We start from the raw sequence: 21,470 nt of genomic DNA on the forward strand, positions 1-21,470 counted from the left end.
ATTTCATGCAAACGTAAGAAAAATACAGTAACAAATATAAATATGGAAATGGAACTTTTGCCATCACACCTTTTTTATTACTATTTTTAGATGAATAATAACAGTTTTGACCAATTATATTACATATATGGCCTAATTCATTCACCAAAATGTTGTAATTTTGCGCGATTATTCAAATTTTGGAAGGTTACAAATGGATTATGCAATAATTGCCGCAGGCGAGGGTTCTCGATTAGCGCAAGAAGGTGTGAAATGGCCAAAACCATTGGTCAAACTAAATGGTGTCACTTTGATTGATCGTTTAATAGACGTATTCTTGAAGAATAACGCTTCATCTATAAACATCATCGTAAATGAAGAGATGACAGAAGTACAAGAATATCTAAATAAACTACAATTACCTGTTCCGTTCTATCTGCTAGTAAAATCTACACCTAGCTCTATGCACAGTTTTTACGAGTTAAGTCATTTTCTGGATGGAAACAACGTGTGTCTCACAACTGTAGATACAATCTTTAAAGAAGAAGAATTCAGCAAATATATACAAGCTTTCCAAGAAAACGACCAGCTGGACGGACTTATGGCCGTAACAGATTTTATCGATGATGAAAAGCCGCTTTATGTTGAAACAGATAAGGATCTTATGATCCGTAATTTTCTGGACAAAAACAGTAACAACTGCCGGTACATATCGGGAGGTATATATTGTTTAAAACGCACCGGTCTGGCTATACTAAATAATTCGATAAGTCAAGGTATGTCTCGCATGCGCAACTATCAGCGTCAACTAATTGCCGAAGGTTTAAAACTAAAAGCATATCCTTTCAGCAAGATTGTTGATGTAGACCATGCGGAAGACATTCAAAAGGCCGAACAATTTCTTAAGTCATAACATATACAGCATAACATGAACGAATTAGTTATTGCAGGTATTCGCAGAGGAAACCAATTTTCGCCGAACCATATAGGCAATGATGCCGCTATTTTCTCATTGGCAGCAGAACATTTACGCCGGTTAGGTTGCACCGTAAACGAATACATCGAATCTGATTTAATTACAAAAGACATCCGCGAAAAAGCCATCTTCAACATGGTTCGCGACTGGCAATCTATCCATAAGCTGCAACAAATGGAAAACAATGGTTACTTCATTGTTAACTCCGGTTATGGTATAGAGAACTGCACTCGTGAAAAAATGACACGATTATTGATGTCCAATCATATTTCACACCCTCACAGTCTGATTTTACCTACAAATGAAGACCCAACCGAAGCATTGGAAAATGCAGGATTTTATAATTGTTGGATAAAAAGAGGCGACTTCCATGCCATTCACCGCGAAGATGTGACATACGTCCGTAATCCGGAGGAAGCAAAAAGTATTTTAAAAGAATACGCAATACGCGGAATACCTACGGCAGTAATTAACGAACATCTGGTTGGAGATTTAATCAAATTTTATGGTGTAACGGGAACCGATTTCTTTTACTGGTTCTATCCGTCAAATTTACACCATAGCAAATTCGGATTAGAAGTTATTAATGGAACAGCAAAGGGTATACCCTTTGCTGAAGCTACGCTTCAGCAAATGTGCAATGATGCGGCAAAAGTATTGAACATCCACATTTACGGCGGAGATTGCATTGTGTCGGAAGACGGAGATATCCGGTTAATAGACTTTAATGACTGGCCTAGCTTTGCCCCCTGCAGGGATGATGCTGCTCCCCATATTGCAAAACGTATTCTGGATTTAATAACGGAATAACACAGCTTTTCGAATTAAAATCATCTGTTTATGAATGAAAAAAACATATCTCCGGAGTTGGCATCGACCTTAAAATCGATGGATACCGAAGAGTTTATAGATATACATTTTTATCGCCCAATCGGTTATCAATGGGCACTCTTTTTTAATAAATTCGGAGTTTCCCCTAACAGTATAACCATAGCAAGTATATTCATCGGCATTGCCGCCGGCATTTGTTTTTACTACCAGAGCTTAGTTATCAATATCATTGGTATGTTACTGCTGGTATGGGCAAATTCGTACGACAGTGCAGACGGCCAACTGGCTCGTATGACTGGCAAAAAGACACCTTTGGGACGTATTTTAGATGGAACTGCCGGCGATTTTTGGTTTATCTCTATTTATGCTGCCATTTGTTTACGATTAACACCTACGTGGGGTATTTGGATATGGATATTAGCAGCCGTTACCGGATTTTTCCACAGTAAACAAGCTGCCATGGCCGATTATTACAGAAATATTCATCTGTTATTCCTAAAGGGAAAGTCTGGCAGCGAATTATCATATTCTCCGATTTTAAAAGAAAATTATACGAAGCTAAGTTGGAAGAAGGATTTCATCTATAAATTATTCGAGACTTTCTACATTAATTATACGGTCGGACAAGAAAAGTTGACTCCCAAATTCCAGCAAATGATGAATCTTATCCGTACAAAGTATAAAGATGAAGCACCGGAATGGTTCCGTATTTCTTTCAGGAAAAAAAGTCTTCCTTTAATGAAGTATACAAACATGCTATCGTTCAATACACGCGTGATAGCTTTATTTGTAAGTTTATTTATCAATATGCCATGGTTATATTTTGTATTCGAACTAACAGTCCTGAACATCATGTTGGTTTATATGATTGCAACACATGAGCGCTTCTGCAGTATATTCAGTAAAGAACTCCAATCTTAATCTTAAATAATATGTTTAATCCGGAACAAGTAAAAGGTATCATATTCGATTATGGTGGAACAATCGACAGCAATGGAATGCATTGGGCTGAAGTAATATGGATGGCTTATGAAGCTTTTCAAATACCAGTCTCCAAAGATGTATTCCGCGAAGCTTATGTTTTTGGCGAGAGAACAATGGGTAAAAATCCTTTGGTTCAACCACACCATAATTTTCTGGATATGCTTCATATAAAAGCAGATCTGCAAATTAAATGGCTTGAACAAGAAGGATATTTATCTAACGAATGGGCTACAATAGAAGTGAAAAATAAAATTGCAGGTTGGTGCTATTCGTATGCGCAAAAAGCAATTGATGCTGCACGCCCTATTCTTAACGAATTATCCGGACAATATCCATTAGTGTTAGTATCTAACTTTTACGGTAACATAGAATCGGTACTAGTAGATTTTAAATTGGATCATCTTTTCAAATCAATTATAGAATCGGCAGTTGTTGGAATTAGAAAACCCGATCCGGCCATTTTTAATTTAGGAATAAAAAAATTAAATTTACCGGCAAAAAACATTGTCGTTATCGGAGATTCTTATGATAAAGACATCATACCTTCGACACATATTGGTTGCCAGACAATCTGGTTAAAAAGTATCGGATGGAGTGCTTATAAAGGAAATGAAACGGCAGATGCCATTATATCCGACTTTTCACAAATCAAGAATTTTTTCACTAGTTGAAAAACTATACCTATCCACAAACAAAAAACGGGAGGCTTATTACAAAGCCTTCCGTTTCCCTAAACTACATAAAACACTTAAAAGAACAAACTTTCCATTTAGAAGGCAACACCTAAGCGAATACCCCAGTTATTCAGTCCGTCAACCGAATAATTCAAGACTTCACCTTTGTTTGTTGCATAATTATAATAGGCTGCGATATGTACACCGAATTGTTTCTGAGGTGTAAAGTAAATATTCATACCTACTTCGGGAGAAACATAGAAACCCCAGTTACGATCGTAAACCTTCAAAACATTCATATAGGAAGACATCTCACTATAGCTTGCACCTAATCCAGCACCCAAATAAGGTTGGAACTGACCTTCGGGAGCAAAGTTATAACGGAACACAGCACCAAACGGTAACTGGAAGATAGAATGCTGCTGATCGGCAGTAATTACAGAAGTAGAACTTACCGGCAAAGTCTGACGGTCGATATACTTATTATTTGTATGATATGACAGGAATAAACCTCCTGAAATATTCGGTGTAAAATAATAACCACCTTCAAAGTGTGCACCCCAGCCGCTGGTCTTATCTGAGAAATCTTGACCGAATGGAGAATTCACCTGCCAGTCAATATTAAAATATGCATTTTTTACAACCTGGGCGCCAGCCAGAGACGGAATCGCTAAACAGGCTACAAGTAAAGCGACTAATTTTATTGATTTACTTATCTTTTTCATAGAACTCAAACTTTTACTAATTCGCATTTATTTATTTCTTGATGTACGGAGATTGTACAAATGCCTGTTCGATTGCACGAACACTCAACTGAATATCAAGTTTATTTGAACCGGATAACAAGCCGCTCATATAAGCAGTCCATAATACAGGCAATTTAGAATTGGTTGCCGTTGGAGCCGGAACTTTCAAATCCAGCATTTCAACAAGTAATGAACCTACACTATAGCTGTAAACTACAGGATACGGATAATACCAGTCGCCCCAGCTTGGTCCCCAGTAACCAGGTCTCCAATATCCAGGATAATTCCACCACCAGTACGGATAGTTATAATTATCATTATAGTCCGCAAAATAATGCGTGTTTTCTACATAAGAAGCCTGCAAACCAAGATCTGCATCATCCTTTTCCATTGTACGTGTAAAACCACGGGCTTCCATACTTTTCACGAGTGTCGTGATAATATCGTCTGCTTCATTGGCTGTCCAGTACTGAGGCTTTTCATTATCACCTATTACCAATACGCTATCAGGAACATAAAATGTACTAAATGATGCAAAATTCGCGTCCTTGTCATAATTTGTAAATACAAGGAAGTCGTTGTCTAGTTTTGACATATCCGGGTCTTTCTGGCAAGAAGCCAGTAAAAGAACCAACAGAAATAAAGGAAAAATCTTTTTCATCTCATTCAACGTTTAAAACAGTTTATACTATTATTTGTGCTTATATATAAGTCACTATTGAAACAAGAAGAGATAAAAAAAGGTTGTGAAGGTTTTCTCGAGCTTATGTTAATTAACAAGGAAGAACAATTTACAAGATTCTTAAACCCTTGTTAAATAGAAACCAAATAACTATAAATCAATTTATTACAAAATCTTCTTACGAATCATACAAACAACAGGTTTATGATCGCTCCACGGCAAATTTGGAGAATCATAACGTAAACCTTCAAAGCTTCCGGAATAAAAAATATAATCAATTCTAAAGATTCGTTTCAATTCACGAAAGGTATATCCAAATCCGGAACCGGAATCACGAAAACCATCCGTCAGGTTTCCTTTTATATGATTATATACATAAGAAGCCGGAGTATCGTTAAAATCGCCACATACAATAATATCTCCCGTACTATTATCTATCAGTTGACGAACAAAATCGGCCTGCATAGCACGTAATACGAAATTTTTTTTCATTTGAAAAGCCAGTTGGAATGCGGCTTCCGTACCTTCCTGAGAATTCATACTTTCTTTAGCCTGATATAAACGAGGTTTAATTGAATTTACACTGGTTGTTTGCAAATGATTTGTAAATAGCTGCACGGTATCACCTTGTATATCCAATGTCACCTTCATTGACTTATTATTTGACCCCGGATATATAATCGGTTCATAACTCAGAATAGGATAACGACTAAAAACGGCCAAACCCGAAGTAGAAGAAACTTCTGCCGTAGAACAAAAGTAAGGTAAAAATGAAAAAGTTTTTGACAAAGAATCTTCCGGCATAAAATAATTCCCCGGGCATTCCTGAAAGCAGACAATATCCGGCCTTTCTTTATTCACCCAATCAATAATTTCCCCAAAAGTATTAATGCCACCCAAATGAAAATTATCTACATTATATGTTATTATTTTTATATCCCGGTCCGTTTGTTTTTTAGTATCGAGTTTTACATGAAACTGAAACATGGAAAATATAAAACCCAAATTCAACAATAACACAAAAGCAGAAAGCCATCCCCAACGTCCATCCATTATCCACCATATCAGTCCTATAATCAAATTAACCACTAATACAGGCAAAAGTATCAACCCGGGAAATGCTATCCATTCCTGCCCTTCCGGATGAATATATCCTGATGCAAAACCTGCCATAGCCAGCAATGCTGCAAACAATGTCACTATAACAAATAATATATAGACTAATTTCTTCATCCTAACACCAATAATTCATATTATAAACAAACGGCCTCTGTCTCTAAATAACTAGAAACAGAGGCCATTTGTTAAAACGCAGCATACAAAGAATTATTGCAGTGTTCCTTGTTTTGCCTCTTGTATCATTTTTTCATTAGCCATAATTACAATTTCCACACGGCGGTTTAATGCACGGCCTTCAGGAGTGTCATTTGAAGCAACCGGATCATGTACACCTTTTCCTTCATAAATCATACGGTCGCTACTAACGCCTTGCAGCATCAGATAGTCATAAACACTCTTTGCCCGCTTTTCTGATAAAAGCTGATTATAATCAACCTTTCCCGTATTATCCGTATAACCTATAATTTTAATATTCGTATCCGGATTCGCTTTCAGGCTTGTTGCAAAGTTGCGTAATGCGCTTTTAGAAGCATCGCTCAACGTACTTGAATTGGTTGCAAACAATATCCCCGAATCAAAAGTAACTTTCAATGCTTCTCCATTATTAATGGTTTCAATAGTTGTACTTTCCGGTAATGTTGCCTCCAGTTCTTTCTTTTGTTTATCCATCTTTTTCCCTATCAAAGCTCCAGCCGTACCACCTACTGCAGCTCCAATAATTGCACCTAAGGCGGTATTACCGGCTAATGCCCCGATTCCAGCCCCAACAGCAGTTCCGCCACCAACACCAATAGCCGTACCTTTAGCTGTATTATTCCATGTACTGCAACTAGAAAAAACAACAGCCATACTCAACAACAAAACAGATAATAATTTAATACTTCTCATTTCTTATTCCTTTTAGTGAACTAATTTTTCTATATACAACAGTTTATCAATCGAACATGTTGATAGAATCACAATATTCTAATTCACCTTGAACAATAAAAGTAATTTCGTCTGCATTATATTTTCCTACTCCGTCTTTCTGAGCATTCTTAATCACAAAATCAACTAATTCATCTTCATCGATATCTATTTCTTTATCGTCGCCGTCATTTTCATTCAGATATCCTTTTGACTCATAAAACTCATAGATTAAGTCTACAATATAATTGATATCGTCATTACTGAACTTGCCTTTCAGTTCTTGCGGAAGATAATTCTGAATAAACTTTACAGAATCGTCTTCATCATAGATAAAATCGTTTTTTTCGCTCATAACTCTTCGTTTTATTGGTTATTAATATTTACAAAGATACTACTTTTACTTGTATAATATAACTAACATTTATTTGACTACAATCTATCTTTAATCTTTTTCCAGGCATGCGTATCGTATAAACATGACTGACGCATCGTGTGATACATTTCCTTAAAACGGAACATAGGGATTGTAAAGCTCAAAATATCCGGTTCAAAATAAGGACGGACAGAAGGATCAAAGAAACCCAAGATGCAACTCCTCCCCTTCTTTCTATTCTCCAGAACAGCACGGGTTATCGTACTGCAACAGCCCGAACCAAAAGGCACAGCAACAGAATCGGCTGCTCCATTATCAAAAAAAGCCCAGGTTGAAAGACCGGAAAGCACATCGGGTTTAGCAAAAAACAGCAAGGCTTCCAGATTGTCAAAACTATCAATCTTATCCAAACGGGCAAAATTAAGAAAAGCCATCCGTGTCCTGGGCACTCTTAAAGAGTCTAGTTGTTCCTTTACCATTTCGGGAGTCTTGCGGTATTTTTCTTTCACAGAAACAAATTCGGGTACATAGTCCGGCATATCAGCAAAACCCGTATAAAATTTACCGCCGCCACAACCTATATTATCAGCATTAAGGCTAACAAACTCGCCATTCCTGACTTCTTGTATATATTTAAACAGACATCCGCCTACCTTTTCCACAATCCTAACCGGCGTATCAGAATACCAAAAAACAAGAGGCAGTTCGGTTTCTGCACCAAACGCCTCTTTATAATTTTCAATAAAGGCCTTTACTTCCATAGCAATCGAATTTAATATTTATCCTTATCTCCTGTTTTCGAGCATGGAGATATTCAAAAATAAATAATTAAATCCATAAAACTATTCAACTATTCAAAAACATTACTAAGGCTTTCGCTTTTAATCAATTTTTGAATACCAGTCCATCACCTTCGCTATCAATTGTGATCGGATGGTCTTTATTTACTTTCTGTCCCAGAATTTCTTTTGATAATTCATTAAGAACATATTTCTGGATCACACGCTTAACCGGACGGGCACCAAACTGAGGATCAAAACCTTTCTCGGAAATAAATGCCAACGCAGCATCGGTGAAATTGAGAGCAATGCCATTTTGTGCCAGCATTTTCTTCACGCCATCTAATTGCAACGTTACAATCTGACGAATTTCTTCCTCGTTCAACGGCGTAAACATAATGATCTCATCAATACGGTTCAAGAATTCAGGGCGGATCGTTTTCTTCAATAATTCCAATACCTGAATTTTTGTTTCATCCACAACTTTCTCATGGTTTTCAGGTGTTATCTTTTCAAAGTTCTCACGAATCAAAGACGAACCCATATTACTGGTCATAATGATAATCGTGTTCTTGAAATTAACCACGCGTCCCTTATTATCAGTCAGACGTCCATCATCCAACACCTGGAGCAGTATATTGAAAACATCCGGATGTGCTTTTTCTATTTCATCAAACAAGACTACAGAATAGGGTTTACGGCGAATAGCTTCAGAAAGCTGACCACCTTCTTCATAACCTACATATCCCGGAGGTGCACCGATCAAGCGAGTAGCACTAAATTTTTCCTGATACTCACTCATATCTATACGTGTCATCATATTCTCGTCGTCAAACAGATATTCAGCCAACGCTTTTGCCAATTCTGTTTTACCTACACCGGTTGTTCCTAAGAAGATAAATGAACCAATCGGACGCTTTGGATCTTGCAACCCGGCACGACTACGCCGCACCGCATCTGCTATAGCACCAATAGCTTCTTCCTGTCCGATAACACGCGTATGAAGTTCCGATTCCAGACGCAATAGTTTATCTTTTTCACTTTGCATCATCTTACTTACCGGAATACCTGTCCAACGCGAAACAACATCGGCAATATCTTCGCTGTCTACCTCTTCTTTAATCATAGCAGCGGCACCCTGCATTGTTTTCAGCTTTGCTTCTACTTCGGCTATCTCTTCTTCTTTTTGCTTAACCTTACCATAACGGATCTCTGCAACTTTACCATAATCGCCTTCACGTTCGGCTTTTTCAGCTTCGAACTTAAGATTCTCTATATCAATTTTGTTTTGCTGTATCTTATTGATCTGCTCCTTCTCGCTTTGCCATTGGGCTTTTTGCTTCTTTTCTTCATCTTTCAGATCAGCAATCTCTTTATTAAGTTGTTCCAGCTTTGCCTTGTCGTTTTCGCGCTTGATTGCCTCACGTTCAATCTCCAATTGTTTGATACGACGTGAAACTTCGTCCAGCGATTCCGGCACCGAGTCAATCTGCAAACGTAAACGGGCAGCTGCCTCATCCATCAGGTCGATAGCTTTATCCGGCAAAAAACGATCCGTAATATAACGCGTTGACAACTGTACTGCCGCAATAATCGCATCGTCTTTAATACGCACTTTATGATGGTTCTCATATTTTTCCTTCAATCCTCGAAGTATGGAAATGGCATCCAATTCATCCGGTTCTTCCACCATAACTATCTGGAAACGGCGTTCCAAAGCCTTATCCTTTTCAAAATACTTCTGATATTCATCCAGCGTAGTAGCGCCTATAGACCGCAGTTCTCCACGAGCCAAAGCCGGTTTCAGGATATTAGCCGCATCCATTGCTCCTTCGCCTTTGCCAGCTCCAACCAATGTATGAATTTCATCGATAAAGAGAATTATTTCTCCTTCCGACTTAGTAACTTCATTCACCACCGCTTTCAGGCGTTCTTCAAATTCGCCTTTATATTTTGCACCGGCAATCAGAGCACCCATATCCAATGAGAATATCTGCTTGGACTTCAGATTTTCCGGTACGTCACCACGGACAATACGATGTGCAAGACCTTCGGCAATAGCAGTCTTACCAACCCCAGGCTCACCTATAAGGATCGGATTATTCTTGGTACGACGGCTTAAAATCTGTAACACGCGACGAATTTCGTCATCACGTCCGATAACAGGATCCAGTTTACCACTACGTGCACGTTCATTCAAATTAATAGCATATTTGCCTAGTGCATCATATGTATCTTCTGCAGACTGGCTGGTTACGTTATTGCCCTTACGCAATTCTTCAATTGCTTTACGCAGTTCATTTTCAGAAACACCGGCATCTTTCAATATCTGGGAAGCAGTACTTTTTTCCGTTAACAGGGCCAGAATAATAGGTTCCAGCGAAACATACTGGTCGCCCATTTTGGAAGAATAGCTAATTGCTTTCTGTAATACAGCATTTGCTTCACCAGATAAATAAGGTTCTCCTCCCGAAACTTTAGGCAACGAATCGATCTGGCTATCCAAAACACGATTCAAATTCTGAATATTTACGCCCAGTTTCTGAAAAATAAAATTGGTCACGCTTTCACCCGTCATAATGACACCTTTCAACAAATGAACAGCTTCTATAGCCTGTTGCCCATGTTGGGTGGCAATCTGTACAGCTTGTTGAACAGCCTCTTGCGACCTAATTGTAAAATTGTTTAAATTCATATAGTTATCTCCTTTCTTTTATTCTTTTTCAATTGCTAACCGCACTTACATATCTACAAAACAAATACCAAAGCCCAAAACTGACATTTTGTCTTAATATTATAAAAACAAAGGAAAAGCCACTGCCTGTCCGTCTTAACTAAACGTCAAACTGATGGTTTTTCGGTTTGAAAACAAAAGAAAAAGGGAAAAGGTTTTATATACGGTTTGGTTTCTTCAGCTACCTTTTATATTTTAGCGGCAGGTGCATTCATCCATAAAGAATCCCGCCGGTTTGAACTTTTCAGTTTCAACCAACGGGATTCCATATTTCTAAAAAGAAGGAACTAACTATTCCTTAATTAACTTCCTTTCTTCTTATTTGCCGGCTTGCCTTTGCAACATGCTTTAGCATCTTTCTGGCAAGCTGATTTATCTTTTATACAATTTCCAGCTTGGCAACCTTCTGCTTTACAAGTTGCGTTGTCACAAAATTTATCACACTCCTTTCCACACTTCTTATTGCACTGCTCAATCTTTGCAGCTTTCTTTGCATTCGAATTCTGGGCATTTACAACTGTGAAAGAAGCCATTGCTACCATAAAGGCAGCGCACATAATCATCTTTTTCATTTACAAACTAAATTATGGGTTTGAGTAATTAATAATTACGATAGCAAAATAAATAATTACCGGCATATAACACCTATTTATTTTCTTATTAAAATTTAATGCTGACAATCTTTAAAGCTTATAATGCTTCTTTCGCAAAAATCAATTACTTATAATTATCGTTCTGCAATAAAGCCCCTCCCACTTTATCTATTTCAGATTGAGGAATCGGATATGGCCACGTTTTATCAGAAATATACATTCCTTTCTCGGAAGCAACCCCTTCCGGTGTAGAAGCAAATTGTTTTATCTTATCAACAAAGATATTCCATCGTATCAAATCATAAAAACGTTGTCCTTCGGCAGCCAGTTCTATCCTGCGTTCATGACGAACAGCCTTTCGTAAATCATCCCCTTGTTTTATCTTATAATTGGCTTCAAATTCAGCCTTCGTAACAGGATCTTTAATATTAAACTCACGATAAACAGCATAGTTGTCTACAGGTGAAGTTGTAAGGAATGCTCTTTCCCGGATCTTATTCAAGGCATCTATAGCTTCTTGTTGATTTCCCTTTGATTCAATTAATGCTTCCGCATACATTAGTAAAACGTCTGCATACCTGATATTATAAAATGACCAGTCTGTTTTCTGCAGACCGGCATCCGGCCTTCTAAAATGATCTACATAATGTTTGCGGCTTTGCAATTTGGTATAGTTGTCATAGCCCGTATAATCATGAATTTCCTGATTGCCATCTTTTTTCAAGAAAATATCTCCATGAGACAAAATCGTATGTACTTTACGGGGATCTTTTGCTTCATACTCATTCAACAAATCGTACGTTGGAACTTCGCCTCCCCAACCGCCAGTCGGACCTCTGCCTACAAAGAAAATAAGAGACGGACTTCCCTTCGAATAAGGAGGATTATAACTATTATAAGTCATAAATATACACTCTTTGGATTTATATCCTTTCTCCACACTATTAAATAAGTCTTCATAATTCGGCACCAGCTCATAGGCTCCCGAATCAATCACTTTCTTGCAATCGGCTATTGTTAATTCATAGTCTTTATTGAATAATGCAACCCTGGCTCTAAATGCATGTATCGCTTCGCGCGTTACACGTCCCAGTTCCGATACCGGCAGATTTTTTGCAGAAGGTATATTCGATTCAGCCAAAGCTATTTCCAAATCTTTCATTATAAAACTATAGACTTCAGACATTGGAGCACGGGTTATGGATGATTTATCAATTGCATTCAACGGTTTTTCTACAATAGGGACATTCGCAAATATCATCATCAGATCAAAATAATAGTAAGCTCTCAGAAAATGGGCTTCTGCAATCCAACGCGCTTTTTCTTCTTTTGACACATACGCACCGCCGCTTTGGATAAGAGGCGTTTCTAAAGTAACATTTTCTAATAAAACATTACACCGGGATATGGCTACCTGAAAACGATGATTCCATACTCTCTCCAAAAGCAAGGCCGATGTCAACGGATTTCCTCTGGCTATATCCGTAATCCTTATTTTATCCGCAGCATCCGATCCTCCTTTATGCATATCATCCGTTATGCAATCAAAAAATTCATACTTAAATCCTTGATATTCATTCCCTGCCAACATAGGCGTATAGCACATCGATAACATTTTACTTCCGGCATCTTCCGTATTCAACCAGGTATCTTTATCCAATGAACCCAAAGTAGGTCTGTCCAGAAACGCATCCGAACAACTAATAGTGAGCAATAAGCTACACACAGCCAGACAAATATATTTTAATGTTTTCATATCGTATCTATTAATTTAAGGTTATAACTTCATACTCAAACCAAACATAAATGAACGTGCTTGAGGATACCACCCCATATCTATTCCCATAAACTGAGGATTCGTATTACCCAATTCAGGATCTAAGCCCGAATAACCGGTAATAGTAAACAGATTCTGAGCTGCAACAAAAACACGTAAATTCTTAATTGTAATTTTCTTTGTCAAAGATTCAGGAATCGTATACCCAACAGTCAAGTTCTTCAAACGAACATAAGAACCATCTTCTATAAACCATTCAGACATTGTAAGATTATCGCGGCTATTCGCACTAATTGCAAAGTTTTCATTCGTACTGCCTGGTCCCGACCAGAATTTATCAAAGATATCCTTAGGCGCATTATACCATCCTGTTCCTGAATAAATATCATATTTAAGAATATTCAAGATATCGTTACCTACCGATCCCTGGAAAAATACAGAAAAGTCGAATCCCTTATAATCAGCTCCCAATGTAAGGCCAAAAGTAAAATCGGGATGAGGATTACCTATCATCGTGCGGTCTTCTTCGCCTAATTTCCCATCATTATTCAAATCCAGGAACTTCAAATCACCCGGTTCTGCTTTCGGCATAATAACCGTATTGTCAGGGCCACCTCTATAATTATCTATTTCTTGCTGTGTCTGAAACACTCCATCCATCTTATATCCATAAAAATAACCGATAGGTTTACCCGGTTCAATCATTGTATTTACCTGATTGCCCAGATGGGTTTTACCAGGAATGTTAGTACCGCCGCCAAGACTGATAACCTTGTTTTTATAGGTGGAGATATTTCCATTTACATTATAGTTGAACTCCCGTCCGATATGCCCTTGATAGTCTACTACAAATTCAAAACCTTTATTACTTACACTACCGGCATTGCTCCACGGAGTATTAGGCAAACCTACAGAAGCCGGAATCGGAACCTGCACCAACATATCCGAAGTCTCCCTGTCAAAATAGTCTATATTTACTTTTAAGGCATTATTAAAGAAAGCCAAATCCAAACCAAAGTCCAGCTGGCGGGTTGTCTCCCATCTCAAATCAGGATTACCAACATTTGAGCGTCCACCACTTAGCCAGGGATTCAATGGCTCACCTACCATATAATAAGAGCTATTGGCAAACTTCGTCAAATAAGCGCCGGAAGTTACATCCTGATTACCTATCTCTCCCCACGCAACCCTTAATTTACCTTGTGAGAACCAATCGCCTATAGCTTCTTTTATAAACGATTCTTCGCTAAAATACCAACCTCCCGACACGGAAGGAAATACGCCCCACTTATTACCCGCTGCAAAGTTGGAAGAACCATCCCAACGTATATTTGCCGTAAGCATATATTTATCCGCATACGAATAAAACAAACGACCGAAATACGAATTTAAAGAGCTGATAGTTATCGCTCCCGATGAAGTTGGATTCTTTGTTGCAGCATTCAGTATTTGCTGGCTTTTATCATTATTTACCAAACCCTGTTTAGAAGTTACTGTCGTTTCATACCGGTTCTTCTCGGCAGACATACCCGCCATTGCAGAAACAGTATGCTTACCAAACTTATCATTATAAGAAAAATAATTATCAAAAACCCAATAATCAGTCTGGCCTATATTACGTCCAACTGTTGCATCCGACACCTGATCCGTTGCATTCAAATAATATTTAGGAGAAAAACTATCACTTGCCGTACGGGATAAATCCAATCCGATACTGGATTTAAACGACAGGAAACGGAATAACTTTATCTCCGCCGACACATTTGCTTTTAATTGCAATCCTTTCCAGACATTCTGCCCCAGCCGATCAGTCTGCGCCAAAGGATTAGGCTTATTAGAATACAAAATTCCGGCATATTGCGAAAAAGGATTAGTCGGTTCATAACCATCCATGATACGGCTCTCAAGAAAATCAGGTACTCCCGTCAGGTTATTACGGTAAGCAGGGGTAATAGGATCTGCCGTTAATGCCGAAAACACGGTACTGCTATAAGCATCATTTTCTCTTGTATTACGGCGCATTTCATATATTACATTCGTATTTGATGAAACCTTCAGCCATTTGAAGACATCGGAATCCAAGTTTACACGTCCGGTCAGACGCTCATAATCCGTTGCCTTAACAATACCATCTTGCTTCATATATCCAAAACTGGAACGATAACGCATTTTATCAATCCCTCCCGACAAAGAGAGATTATACGTCTGAGATATAGCATTCGGATTCTCAATCTCATTCCACCAGTTTGTTCCGGCACGACCGCCATTATTTTCCAGAAATGCCAGAATAGCTTCCCTTTTTTCCGGTGTCGAGAAATCATCCAGTAACGGTTTGTTTGATGCCTCATAAGCCATATTCTTATATTTCATGAATCCTTCCGCATCCAACATATCGTATGTCTTTTCTGCATTCTGAAAACCTACCAGCATGTCAAATTCCAATGTAGTTTTATAAGTAGTGCCAGCCGTTCCTTTCTTTGTCGTAATCAGAATAACGCCGTTAGCGGCACGTGCTCCGTAAATAGCCTGAGCCGAAGCATCTTTCAGCACTTCCATACTTTCAATATCCCGAGGATTCAACCAGCCGATACCTGTTTGGGGCAATCCGTCTACAACATAAAGCGGGTCATTGTTATTAATCGTACCTACACCACGAATACGTACTGTTCCCATAGAGCCCGGACTTCCCGAAGTAGATGTAATAGTTACACCGGCTGCTTTTCCTTGCAATGCATCCGAAGCACTCCTAAGAGGCAGATCTGCAATATCATCGCCTTTTAATTGGGAAACGGCTCCTGTCAGATCCCTCTTTTTCATAGAGCCATAACCAACAACAACAACCTCTTCCAGTTTCTGAGTATCTTCCGTTAACCGGACATCCACCGTATTATCTGTCCCTATCTTTACATCTTGCGTATTATAACCGATATAAGAAACCTGTATAATGCCGCTTTCCGGCATATCAAGTATAAATTCGCCGTTTATGTCTGTTATCGTGCCATTAGTCGTACCCTTTTCTACAACATTTGCACCAATAACAGGTATACCTTGATCGTCCCTAATAATTCCAGTTAGCTTCTTAGACGTATTTGCCGGTTTTTTCTTTAATATAATCTGTTTGTTGGTGATTTCATATATTATTCCCATCGGAGAAAATATCTTGTTCAGGACGGTTCCTAATTTTTCTTTCTTTACTTGTACAGAAACAGATTGTTCCCGGTCTATATCATTGTGATACATAAATGTATAGTCTGTCTGCTTCTCAATCTCCGATATAACCGTTTTCAGTGTGGCATTCCGAAAGGATAAATCCACAGTAACAGTCTGTGCAAAACTCACCGCCGATATCCATGTCAATATACAGACAATGAATAATATTCTTCTAGATTTAAACATTGTAAATAGATTTAAGTTAATCAAAAAATAATTATACCTTTGCACAAATACAAAACTCCTTCATTTACTGTATTTAAAACACAGTAACACATAACGCGTATGGAGTATTTATTATGCTTTAAGGTATGAGAAATGGCCGTTTCTCATACCTTTTTTTATCCACTTTCCAAATAATCATTTATAAGTCAATGTCACCTCCTCTCCTTCTATTTTATACTCTATAGGAGTAATCTTGTTTATTAATTGAAGCAATTCGGTTAACGATTCCGTCTTTAAGGTAAACCAATAACGATACTCTTTATTCTCATTCAGTATATTAAACTTCACCCCATACCAACGTTCCACTTTCTGAAATACATCGTAAACATAAGCACCCTCAAAACACAGTTTATTTAATCTCCACGAACTTTCGGTATCCACATCACAAGACAGAACAGAACAATGCAGCCCAGACCTCTTAACCTCGGCTTTCTCTCCCGGCTTAAGCATTGCCAATAAAGAAGCATTGTGAGCAGATTCCAATTTTATACTTCCCCGTATCAGAGCTACCTGAATTATATCATTCGTAGAATAAGCCGACACATTAAATTCTGTTCCCAATACTTTTACATCCACAATCCCGGTCTTCACGATAAAAGAAAGTTTTTCATTTCTCACTACATCAAAATAAGCTTCACCCTCCAGATAAACCAATCTCTCTTTCGTATTATATGAGGTAGAATAAGTCAGCTTTGAATCTGAATTTAGCCATACCTTTGTGCCGTCCGGCAACAACGTATATGATTTCTGTCCGGAAGGCGCAACCACAACAGTTTGAGCTGCAATTGGCACCGTATTTTCAGACATAGATTTTGTTAAATAAGGGATAGACAAACCCAGCAGAAAAGCAACGGAAGCTGCAGCAACAATCCATCTGAGATGGAAACTCTTCTTTCCCAGATTAATCTCTTTTGTTATCTTCTCCCATGTATTAAATTTACCTTTTTGAAAAGCAGATTCCGGCAAAGGAAGCAATCCGTTCCATTGATATTGCAAATCTTTCAGGACATTTTCATTTTCAGGAGAAGCAGCCCTCCACTTTTCGAATAAGATGCGCTCTTCATCATTCAACTCATCAGCAAGATATTTCGCTATTATAGAATATGGGATTATGTTATTATTCATTCTGTTTTTCTTATTTATATTTATGACACTTAAACAGAATGAAAACCCCTAAAAGCTTTTATCTTTTTTTTAAAATATTATTTCGAAGTATAATGCATGGCCACAAATTCTTTAATCCTATGTATGGCTATGCCCATTTGTGTCTCTACTGTTTTTATGGAAACTCGCAGCAATTCGGCTATTTGTTTATAAGACAGTTTCTCTTCGCGGCTCAACAAATAAATTTTCTGGCACTTGGGAGGAAGATTGTTTATGGCCTGAAGCATCAACAAACCCAACTCTTTTTCGTCAACACAATTAATGGCCTTAGATACTTCATTCGTATTTTTAGCCCACGTATTCAATAAGTTTTTCCGGGTTTGTTCGTCGCGCAGATAATTCAGCATTTTATTTTTAGCACAGGCAGATAGATAGGTTTTCAAATTATCAATCTCATATAAATCCCGTTCATTCCATAACTTGACAAATATTTCCTGAACAATATCTTCTATTGCCCCTATATCATGTGTGTAGAAGCTCAAGTTACGGCATAAATACCCATAGTACTCGTCATAAATTCCACGGAAAGTATTTTCATTAATAACCGGTCTGATTTTCATAGCTTCATGCCTCATTATTAATAAAAGTATGACTAACTACCAAACTCTTGATATTTACCATTTATTAATCTGAGCTGTTACAAATTCATGCATAAGCCCTATCTCTGTATTAGATTTATTCATTAATATTTACAAATATATCAGATATAAAAAGCACGTAAGTCTAAAAAACGCTTTTTTCCCTTCAAAAAACGTCTTTTAGACTTACCAGTTAAAACCCTCAAAAAAGTATTTATATCCCGAACAAGAATGTCAACCCTTTATTATCCTGGAATTTACCGGCTGCATTACCTGCATAAATTTCACCATTGACCAGCGTCAGTTTTCGTACCGGAGCACCGGAGTTAAAGTTCAGGTCTTTAAAGTTAATCCAGAATATATCAGGGCTCATTGTTGACTCAAAATAATAAACTTTATTCTTCTGATCCGACACCGTACGCCAACGTGTCGAAGCAATATTAGGCTGATCGGGAACAGATATGCCCAAAGGTACCGATACATTACGCATCACGCTAAACACTCCGGCTACCGCCTGATGAAAGTCGCTTGTCTGCGGAAGAGCCTGAATATAAAATGATGCACGCACAAAACGGTCGGATGCACGGTTTGTACCGGGCAACATAACCAAACCGCCAATCTGTTTCCAATAATCATTCAGTGTAAGTTGTTTGTCGTATGTAGGAGAATTTGTCATAATCTGACATTCCCTACCTTCATGGATAATCAGATTTCCATTGATATATTCAAAAATAGCACTATTTCCGGTCGCATCCGAGATAGAAAGATGCAATGTAGATTTCGCACCATTAGGCAAATCCGGTGCATCCATACGAAAGATTTGTTTTGACAATTCGGCAACCGCCTCATCTACCGTAGCAAAATTATCCAATACATATTGTGTCCAGATACTTATACCCATAACGGGGCGGGTATCATTAGAACGAACATAAGAAGATTCCGTCAGGAAAAGTAAATTGGCAACCAAGCCTTTTTCATTCATTCCGTCACATACACCAATATCATAGCCCGCAGTTACGACACTTCCATACTTAGATGTCCAGGACACGGTATTGTCCGAAATAGCCCCCTTCTTCTGTATTCCTCTCGGATAAAGATACAGATTTGACAGCGGGTCTTCGCGCCAATCCATAGTACGTCCGGTAACAACCATATTATCAGGCCCCAAATACACAGCTCTCGTACATGCATCAATCCGTCCCGGTAGTATCGTCCCGAAGGCTACACTAACCATCAGTGCAGCAAACACTCTTCTCTTTTTCATAAATATACTTTTTAACGATTCATTAAGTATATCTATAACAGAATGTTTTTCAGATAGGTTCTGAAGCTACAAGGAAAATCATATCTTCTTCATACCGTAAATGGCCTATTCCTTCCAATTCCACATTCTCTCCATATTTTAAATGGAAGATCAAACGTTCGGACAAAACAGACAAAGAGTTATGCGTTCGACATTCAAAATTTTAATGTAATCCAAAGGATGGCTGTAAAAAAGTGCCGCTTATAATCATATTAAAAAGTACACTTTTCGTACATTTGTACCGATATATTCTATCTTTAAAACACCTCTCAACATTAAGGTTAAACATTCAGAAAAGAGCCGGGTAAATACGATAGCACAAAAATATAAGAAATGAAACAAGTTATAAATCTGGACGACTGGAATAGAAAAGAGCATTTTAACTTCTTCTCAGCGTTTGACGACCCTTTCTTTGGGGTTACCACTACTGTTGATTTTACTAATGTATACCAGCAGAGTAAAAAAAGGGGAATATCTTTTTTCCTCTATTCCGTGCATTTCCTGCTAAAATGCATAAATGACACAACCGCTTTCAAATTACGCATAGAGAAAAGACAAGTGGTACAATATGATAAAATCAATATTTCGCCCACCATAGGGCGAGAAGACGGAACTTTTGGTTTTGGATTTTTTGAATATGATGCAAACCTCGACTTATTTATTGAAAATGCCGAAAAAGAAATAAACAGAGTTAAGAATAGTACCGGCTTGTCTTTTTCTGAAAATACAGGAAGAGAAGATGTTATTCGTTACTCGGCTTTGCCTTGGTTCGCTTTCTCTGAAATGAAACATGCGGGCTCAATTAAAACAGGAGACTCTGTGCCCAGAATTTCTACCGGGAAACTGATACAGGACGAAGAGAAACTTTTACTTCCTATATCGATAAGTGTTCATCACGGTCTTATGGACGGACGGAATGTAGCCGAATTTATACAGAGATTAAAAGACGGTCAAACTACATTATGATACCGATTGAATCTTTTTTATAGTAGAAAAGAACGGACTATGAATAAATTATCATTATCTTCACTTCATAAACGAGTAAACAAAAGAAAACGATATGCTTATTCTTATCTCGCCGGCTAAAACAATGACCGGCACGTCTAAACTGAAAGCTCCCGCAGAGACATTACCCCGTTTTTCAAAAGAGGCAAACGAAATAGCGCTTAACATGACGCAATTTTCTAAGGACGAATTAGCCCGAATACTGAAATTGAGTCCAAAACTGGCTACGGAAAATTATCTGCGTTTTCAGGAGTTTCATTCGGAAGATAATAAGCCTCTACAAGCAATACTAGCCTATACAGGTGTGGTTTTCAAGAATATAAACCCAAAAGACTTTAGCAAGGAAGACTTTTTATTCGCACAAGAACACATGCGTTTTGCATCCTTTTGCTACGGACTCCTGCGCCCGCTTGACCTGATTAAGCCTTATCGCATGGAATTTGATGTAAAACTACCCGAATTAGGTTACGGAAACATGTATAATTACTGGCGCCCACGTCAGACACAATTACTTATTGATGATATCAAAAAAGCAGGCAACACACTTATCTATTTGGCTAGCATGGATATACAACCGTCGTTCGATTGGAAAAAAGTAGAACAATCCGTACGCGTCATCACACCGGAATTCAGGGTTTGGAAGAATGGAAAAGCCAACACGATTGTTATCTATGCTAAGATGGCCAGAGGACAAATGAGCCGCTTTATCATAAAAAACCGCATTTCCGATCCGGAAGAACTTAAATCATTCTCATGGGAAGGTTTCTGTTACGACGAAAAGATGAGTGAAGGCGATAAATGGGTTTTCTTACAAGCCTGACATAACTGG

19 protein-coding genes are annotated in these 21,470 nt (G+C 38.1%); 6 read left to right on the plus strand and 13 right to left on the minus strand.

Features of this window, described 5'->3' with window-relative positions; all coding sequences use genetic code 11:
• The first annotated feature begins 193 nt into the window (after positions 1–193).
• From CTY47_RS00780 to CTY47_RS00795, 4 genes are read left to right on the plus strand one after another with little or no spacing between them, the layout of a single operon-like run.
• Positions 194–892, plus strand: coding sequence for a nucleotidyltransferase family protein (locus CTY47_RS00780; protein ID WP_099462972.1), 699 nt, complete (start codon positions 194–196; stop codon positions 890–892).
• Positions 893–907: 15 nt separating this feature from the next.
• Positions 908–1,765, plus strand: coding sequence for an ATP-grasp domain-containing protein (locus CTY47_RS00785; protein ID WP_099462973.1), 858 nt, complete (start codon positions 908–910; stop codon positions 1,763–1,765).
• Between the two features lie 30 nt (positions 1,766–1,795).
• Positions 1,796–2,707, plus strand: a complete 912-nt coding sequence (locus CTY47_RS00790; RefSeq protein ID WP_099462974.1) for a CDP-alcohol phosphatidyltransferase family protein — start codon at positions 1,796–1,798, stop codon at positions 2,705–2,707.
• Positions 2,708–2,718: 11 nt separating this feature from the next.
• Entirely contained in the window at positions 2,719–3,441 is a 723-nt protein-coding gene (locus CTY47_RS00795) for an HAD family hydrolase (RefSeq protein WP_099462975.1), read from the plus strand.
• Positions 3,442–3,539: 98 nt separating this feature from the next.
• Here CTY47_RS00795 and CTY47_RS00800 read toward each other — a convergent pair whose 3' ends face one another.
• From CTY47_RS00800 to CTY47_RS00860, 13 genes are all read right to left on the minus strand, one after another.
• Positions 3,540–4,169 (minus strand): outer membrane beta-barrel protein, encoded by a 630-nt coding sequence (locus CTY47_RS00800; RefSeq protein ID WP_099464020.1) that lies wholly within the window; start codon positions 4,167–4,169, stop codon positions 3,540–3,542.
• A gap of 31 nt (positions 4,170–4,200) precedes the next feature.
• Positions 4,201–4,851 (minus strand): DUF4136 domain-containing protein, encoded by a 651-nt coding sequence (locus CTY47_RS00805; protein ID WP_099462976.1) that lies wholly within the window; start codon positions 4,849–4,851, stop codon positions 4,201–4,203.
• Positions 4,852–5,037: 186 nt separating this feature from the next.
• Complete coding sequence (locus CTY47_RS00810; RefSeq protein WP_099462977.1) at positions 5,038–6,105, minus strand: endonuclease/exonuclease/phosphatase family protein; 1,068 nt, start codon at positions 6,103–6,105, stop codon at positions 5,038–5,040.
• 93 nt (positions 6,106–6,198) lie between these two features.
• Positions 6,199–6,879, minus strand: coding sequence for an OmpA family protein (locus CTY47_RS00815; protein ID WP_099462978.1), 681 nt, complete (start codon positions 6,877–6,879; stop codon positions 6,199–6,201).
• 46 nt (positions 6,880–6,925) lie between these two features.
• Positions 6,926–7,252 carry a hypothetical protein gene (locus CTY47_RS00820; RefSeq protein WP_099462979.1) on the minus strand — a complete coding sequence of 109 codons (327 nt, stop codon included), beginning with the start codon at positions 7,250–7,252 and terminating at the stop codon, positions 6,926–6,928.
• 77 nt (positions 7,253–7,329) lie between these two features.
• Entirely contained in the window at positions 7,330–8,034 is a 705-nt protein-coding gene (locus CTY47_RS00825) for a DUF169 domain-containing protein (RefSeq protein WP_099462980.1), read from the minus strand.
• 124 nt (positions 8,035–8,158) lie between these two features.
• Complete coding sequence (clpB, locus tag CTY47_RS00830) at positions 8,159–10,747, minus strand: ATP-dependent chaperone ClpB (protein WP_099462981.1); 2,589 nt, start codon at positions 10,745–10,747, stop codon at positions 8,159–8,161.
• A gap of 341 nt (positions 10,748–11,088) precedes the next feature.
• Complete coding sequence (locus CTY47_RS00835) at positions 11,089–11,358, minus strand: hypothetical protein (protein ID WP_099462982.1); 270 nt, start codon at positions 11,356–11,358, stop codon at positions 11,089–11,091.
• 145 nt (positions 11,359–11,503) lie between these two features.
• Complete coding sequence (locus CTY47_RS00840) at positions 11,504–13,135, minus strand: RagB/SusD family nutrient uptake outer membrane protein (RefSeq protein WP_099462983.1); 1,632 nt, start codon at positions 13,133–13,135, stop codon at positions 11,504–11,506.
• Positions 13,136–13,156: 21 nt separating this feature from the next.
• Complete coding sequence (locus CTY47_RS00845; protein WP_199163378.1) at positions 13,157–16,552, minus strand: SusC/RagA family TonB-linked outer membrane protein; 3,396 nt, start codon at positions 16,550–16,552, stop codon at positions 13,157–13,159.
• 174 nt (positions 16,553–16,726) lie between these two features.
• Entirely contained in the window at positions 16,727–17,716 is a 990-nt protein-coding gene (locus CTY47_RS00850; protein WP_099462984.1) for a FecR family protein, read from the minus strand.
• A 77-nt stretch (positions 17,717–17,793) separates the two neighbouring features.
• Positions 17,794–18,315 (minus strand): RNA polymerase sigma-70 factor, encoded by a 522-nt coding sequence (locus tag CTY47_RS00855; RefSeq protein ID WP_233202060.1) that lies wholly within the window; start codon positions 18,313–18,315, stop codon positions 17,794–17,796.
• A gap of 232 nt (positions 18,316–18,547) precedes the next feature.
• Positions 18,548–19,567 carry a linear amide C-N hydrolase gene (locus CTY47_RS00860; RefSeq protein WP_233202102.1) on the minus strand — a complete coding sequence of 340 codons (1,020 nt, stop codon included), beginning with the start codon at positions 19,565–19,567 and terminating at the stop codon, positions 18,548–18,550.
• 402 nt (positions 19,568–19,969) lie between these two features.
• Here CTY47_RS00860 and CTY47_RS00865 point away from each other — a divergent pair, with 402 nt between their 5' ends.
• Together CTY47_RS00865 and yaaA are read left to right on the plus strand one after the other, a co-directional pair.
• Positions 19,970–20,602 (plus strand): chloramphenicol acetyltransferase, encoded by a 633-nt coding sequence (locus CTY47_RS00865; protein WP_099462986.1) that lies wholly within the window; start codon positions 19,970–19,972, stop codon positions 20,600–20,602.
• A 94-nt stretch (positions 20,603–20,696) separates the two neighbouring features.
• Entirely contained in the window at positions 20,697–21,461 is a 765-nt protein-coding gene (gene yaaA, locus CTY47_RS00870; protein ID WP_099462987.1) for a peroxide stress protein YaaA, read from the plus strand.
• The last annotated feature ends 9 nt before the right edge of the window (positions 21,462–21,470 follow it).

It is taken from the genome of Parabacteroides provencensis, from assembly GCF_900232875.1.
GTDB lineage: Bacteria > Bacteroidota > Bacteroidia > Bacteroidales > Tannerellaceae > Parabacteroides > Parabacteroides chinchillae.